Annotated in this window: 1 protein-coding gene; it reads right to left on the bottom strand. The window is 47.7% G+C overall.

Annotated elements, in window-relative coordinates:
- Nucleotides 1-1,034, bottom strand: a 1,034-nt coding sequence (locus R7Q47_RS26600; RefSeq protein ID WP_318090313.1) for an ABC transporter transmembrane domain-containing protein, incomplete at both ends; no start/stop codon positions are given.

The raw sequence follows: 1,034 nt of genomic DNA, 5'->3' as shown, positions 1-1,034 counted from the left end.
TTTCTAAATCATGTTGACGCAATAGCAGGGTGAGTAACGTCGATTTACCACTGCCTACTGGGCCAGCAATTCCGAGCATTTCCCCTGGCTCTAACGTTACGTCCACAACGGCAAGAGCTGGTGGGAGTTCTTTACTCCAATGGAACGCGTCAATCTTGATGTGCAGCGGTAATGGTTTTTCATCTAAAGGCTGTGTGCCACCGATGATCTCTGGTTGTTCATCGAAGATTTCTTGTAGCCGATTCCATGCGGCAGAACCGCGCTCTAAGATGTTAAACAAGAATGCGAACGCCAGCATTGGCCAAATCATCAAACCCAAGTACATGGTGAAGGCTGTCAAATCACCAAGAGTGATTTCGCCTTTGTCGACCAGATACGCGCCTGCCGCCACACTAAGAAGAAACGAAAGACCAATCGTCAACTGAATCGCAGGGTCAAAGCGCGCGTCTACTCTTGCTACCGCGATGTTTTTAGCACCAGTATCGTCAACGACATCTTCAAATCGTTGTTGCTCTTGGTTTTCTAAACCAAAAGCACGCAGCATTCGCACACCATTTAGGGATTCTTGCGTCATATCGGACATCGAAGAGAATGCTTCCTGCGCGACACGAAAACGTTGGTGAAGAATGCGGACGATAAAGAAAATAATTACCGCGAGAAATGGCATTGGCAACAGGGCCATAACGGTCAGTTTCCAACTGACTTGCGTGACCATGATGATCAATACTGCTATGCCGGTGATAACCGAGTCGGCTGCCGTTAATACCCCTTCGCCAGCTGTCATAACGATGTTTCTTACGTCGTTCGTGCCGCGCGCCATCAAATCGCCAGTTTTGTATCGTTCAAAAAAGCGGGGAGGTTGAGTCGAAAGGTGGCGGTAAAGGCGGTTGCGTAAAATGGTTCCAAGTTCCCAACTCGCACCAAATAGCCATATACGCCAGAGGATTCTGCACCCGTAGATGGTGAAAAGTAGAACAATAAGGCCTAACAACCACATGATTAACGTGTTTGTTTCTAATGTGTTATCAACAACG

The organism is Vibrio sp. Vb0349 (assembly GCF_033338975.1).
Note: the sequence above shows the minus strand (reverse complement) of the source record. Positions and strands in the feature narration are given on the sequence as shown.